This window comes from uncultured Sphingomonas sp. (assembly GCF_946477935.1).
Lineage (GTDB): Bacteria > Pseudomonadota > Alphaproteobacteria > Sphingomonadales > Sphingomonadaceae > Sphingomonas.
Genome location: NZ_CAMLAC010000300.1, coordinates 1 through 3,631, shown reverse-complemented (window position 1 = coordinate 3,631; position 3,631 = coordinate 1). Strand labels below are relative to the sequence as shown.

Genomic DNA, 3,631 nt, shown 5'->3' with positions numbered 1-3,631 from the left:
GGGGTGGGGCGCTTCCTCATACGCGGTGCCCGCCGAAAGGCCCCACCCCAACCCCTCCCCTGAAGGGGAGGGGCAAGTTACCGCCAAAGGCACCGTATCGAACGATCGGGCCACCACATTTCAGGAGAGTGTTGCAGACCATGTTGAAGCGCCTGATCCTTGCAGCACTGCTCGCCTGTGTCCCCGCCCCGGCAATCGCCCAATCCACTCCCACGGCCGAACAGAAGAGCCAGTGGGAACGCGAATGGGAAGAACGCCTGCACAACGACTTCGCCTATCTGAAGCGGTATCAGGCGGACAACGCCGCGCTCCGCCCCACCCCGAATGCGCCGCGCATCGTTCTGATGGGCGATTCGATCACCCAGGGCTGGTTCGACATGGTGCCCGCCTTCTTCACCCCCGGCCGCATCGGTCGCGGCATCGGTGGACAGACGACGACCCAGATGCTGCTCCGTTTCCGTCAGGACGTGATCGACCTGAAGCCGGCCGTCGTGCAGATCATGGCCGGCACGAACGACATCGCCGGCAATACCGGTCCGATGACGCCCGAACAGACCCAGGCCAACATCATGTCGATGGCCGAACTGGCGCGCGCGCACGGCATTCGCGTGATCTTCGCCTCGATCCCGCCGGCGGACGGCTTTCCCTGGCGCCCCGGCCTCGACACCGCACCGAAGATCGCCGCAATGAATGCCTGGCTGAAGGCGTATGCGGCGAAGACCGGCAACACCTATGCCGATTATTGGTCCGCGCTTCATGACGGTCAGGCGTTGCGCGCGTCGCTGACCTATGACGGCGTCCACCCCAACAAGGCGGGCTATGCCGCGATGGGGCCGGTGGCGGAGGCTGCGTTCAAGGCCGCGCTCGCCAAACCCGCCCCACGCGCGATCGTGCGATGATCGCGCTCGCCCTTACTCTGGCGCTTGCCGCCGCCGGGCCGGTGGTCGCCACCGATGACGGCCCGGTTCGTGGGGCGATGGACGGGGCCGGTGCGGTGTTTCGCGGCATCCCCTATGCCGCGCCCCCGGTCGGCCCCCGGCGCTGGCGCGCACCCGTGCGCCCGGCGCGCTGGACGACCCCGCGCGACACGGTCGCCGAACATGCCGCCTGCCCGCAAACCATGTCGGGCGAATGGAACCGCCGTGCGGCGGAAACCGGCAATGAGGATTGCCTGTTTCTCGACATCCGCACGCCGCGTCTTGCTGCCGATGCGAAGCTGCCGGTCATGATATGGATCCATGGCGGCTCGAACCGTGCCGGATCGGGCGGCGGCACCGTCGAATCGCGCATCACCGATCAGGGTATCGTGCTGGTATCGATCCAGTACCGCCTCGGCGCGCTCGGCTTTATGTCGCATCCCGCGCTCACCCGCGAACAGGGCGGCGCGTCGGGCAATTACGGGCTGATGGACCAGCGGGCGGCGCTCGACTGGGTCCGCCGCAACATCGCCGCCTTTGGTGGCGATCCCGCCCGCGTGACGATCGCCGGGGAATCGGCCGGCGCGCAGGATGTCGGCCTCCACCGCCTCGCCCCTGCGTCGCAGGCGCTGTTTGCTCGCGCCATCGCGGAAAGCGGCACCCCGGGCTTCGGCGTGCCCCCCCGTTCGCTCCGCCAGAACGAGGTCGTGGGCACGATCATCGCGCGCCGCGCCGGCCTGCCCGATCGCGCCTCCGCCGCCGCGCTGCGTGGGCTCCCGGTCGCCCGCCTGCTCGCGGCAGACAAGGACGCGGCCGTCCCCGGCCTCGCCGATGCCAGCTTCATCTGGCTGCAGGCGGTGGTCGACGGGCGTTTCCTGCGCGAAGCGCCCGCCGCCGCCCTTGCCGCGCGCCGCTTCCACCGCGGACCGCTGCTGATCGGCGTCAATGCAAAGGAACTGACGCTGCATGGCGGCCTGCCCGCCGCCGCCGACACGGTACGCCGCGAATTCGGCGCCGGCGCCGGTCGGGCGCTTGCCTTTTACGGGCTGCAGCCCGGCGGCACCCCGATCGACGATCCGCGCCTGGGTGACGTGACGCTGCAACTCGCCAACGACCTCACCTTTCGTTGCCCGACGATCGCGATAAGCGCGGCCAATGCCGCACGCGGCGTGCCCGTTTTCCAGTATCAGTTCGACTATGCCCCGCCGGGCGGCAGCGTCAGCCACGCCAGCGAGCTGGCCTCGGTCTTCGCATTGCCCGCGCCCGGTGCGCCGCCGGTCGCCCATTACTGGCTCAACTTCGTGAAGACCGGCGACCCTAATGGCGCGGGTCTGCCACGCTGGCCCGCCTATGACGTAAAGACCCGCGCCTACCTGTCCTTCGGTCAGACGCAGACGACCGCAAGGGCGGATCTGCGCCCGATCTGTGCGTTACGATCCGTGCCATGAAGCCTATTTCCAAAAGGTAGGGTTTTGGTATCGTGCAGGTCTATAAAAGATGTTGACCCGGCAGGGCATCCCGCGAAGCATATAAGCGTGGGGAGACATGGGGAGAGCGGGATGGGACTGGCGATTACCAGGGATATGCGACCTGAATCGGTGGGGGCCGAGGCACGCGCGGCGCGGCTGTCACGGGGCTTGTCCGGCACTAACCTCGAACGTGCGGGCGATTACAACCTGCGCACCGTTCTCCAGGCGATCCGCCTCAACCGCGACACCACCCGCGTGGAGATCGCGCAGCAGACCGGGCTGACCGCACCGACCATCGCCAACATCACCGGACGTCTGATCGACATGGGGCTGGTCCGCACCGCCGGTCGCCGCCAGGGCGGGCGCGGCCAGCCGGCGCTCCGGCTTCAGGTGGCGCCTGACGGCGCGTTCGGCATCGGCCTGAACATCGACCGCGATCACCTGACGCTGGTCACGCTCGACCTGACGGGCGAGGTGCGCAGCCGCGTCACGCGCGAGATCGCCTTTGCCCGCCCTGACCAGGTCGTCGCCTTTGTCCAGACCGAGCTGGACGGCGCGATCGCGGCCGGCGGCATCGACCGCAACCGGGTGCTGGGTGTCGGGGTCGCGATGCCCGACGATCTCGGCCGCATCCGCATGCCGCACCAGCCGGACGGCTATGAGGCGTGGAACGAGACCGATATCGTCGCCCTGCTCGGCCCCGTCCTCCCCTGGTCGATCCACCGGGACAATGACGCGGCGGCGGCGGCGCTGGGCGAAACGCAGTACGGCCCGGCCTTCGATCACCCCAGCTTCTTCTATCTGCTGATCAGTGCCGGGCTTGGTGGCGGCCCCGTCATCGACCGCACCTATCATCGCGGCGCCCATGCACGCAGCGGCGAGATCGGCCTGATGCCCGATCCCGGCGGCCCGCGCCCCGACGCCACGGTGCAGGATACCGTGTCGGTGACGGCGCTGTGCGCCCGCCTCGCCGCGGCGGGTTGCCCGGTGGAGACGATCGCCGCGCTGCCCACCGGATGCGAGGAGGAGGAAGCGGTGATCGCCGCCTGGATCGCCGATGCGGTGCGTGCCCTGGTGCAGCCCTGCGTGGCGATCACCTGCCTGTTCGATCCCGATGCGATCCTGATCGGCGGCCGCCTCCCCGGCCCGCTCATTGCCCGCCTCGCCGAACGGCTCACCGCCGCCCTCGATGGCGTCTCCCTCCCCACCCGCGCGCGCATCATGCCCACCGCCATGGCGCAGGAC

3 protein-coding genes are annotated in these 3,631 nt (G+C 69.3%); all 3 read left to right on the top strand.

All coding sequences use genetic code 11. The annotated features are described in order from the left end of the window. Positions 1-140 precede the first annotated feature (140 nt). Complete coding sequence (locus Q0U08_RS18800; RefSeq protein ID WP_298093259.1) at positions 141-899, top strand: GDSL-type esterase/lipase family protein; 759 nt, start codon at positions 141-143, stop codon at positions 897-899. Continuing rightward, positions 896-2,365 carry a carboxylesterase family protein gene (locus Q0U08_RS18795; RefSeq protein ID WP_298093258.1) on the top strand — a complete coding sequence of 490 codons (1,470 nt, stop codon included), beginning with the start codon at positions 896-898 and terminating at the stop codon, positions 2,363-2,365. The genes Q0U08_RS18800 and Q0U08_RS18795 overlap by 4 nt, the downstream gene beginning before the upstream one ends. Before the next feature lie 135 nt (positions 2,366-2,500). Continuing rightward, on the top strand, positions 2,501-3,631 hold a 1,131-nt coding region (locus Q0U08_RS18790), incomplete at its 3' end, for an ROK family transcriptional regulator (RefSeq protein WP_298093257.1).

What these genes read in the sequence shown, in the direction of transcription:
- Q0U08_RS18800 (WP_298093259.1), top strand. Translation starts at nt 141, where the DNA reads ATGTTGAAGCGCCTGATCCTTGCAGCACTGCTCGCCTGTGTCCCCGCC.
- Q0U08_RS18795 (WP_298093258.1), top strand. Translation starts at nt 896, where the DNA reads ATGATCGCGCTCGCCCTTACTCTGGCGCTTGCCGCCGCCGGGCCGGTG.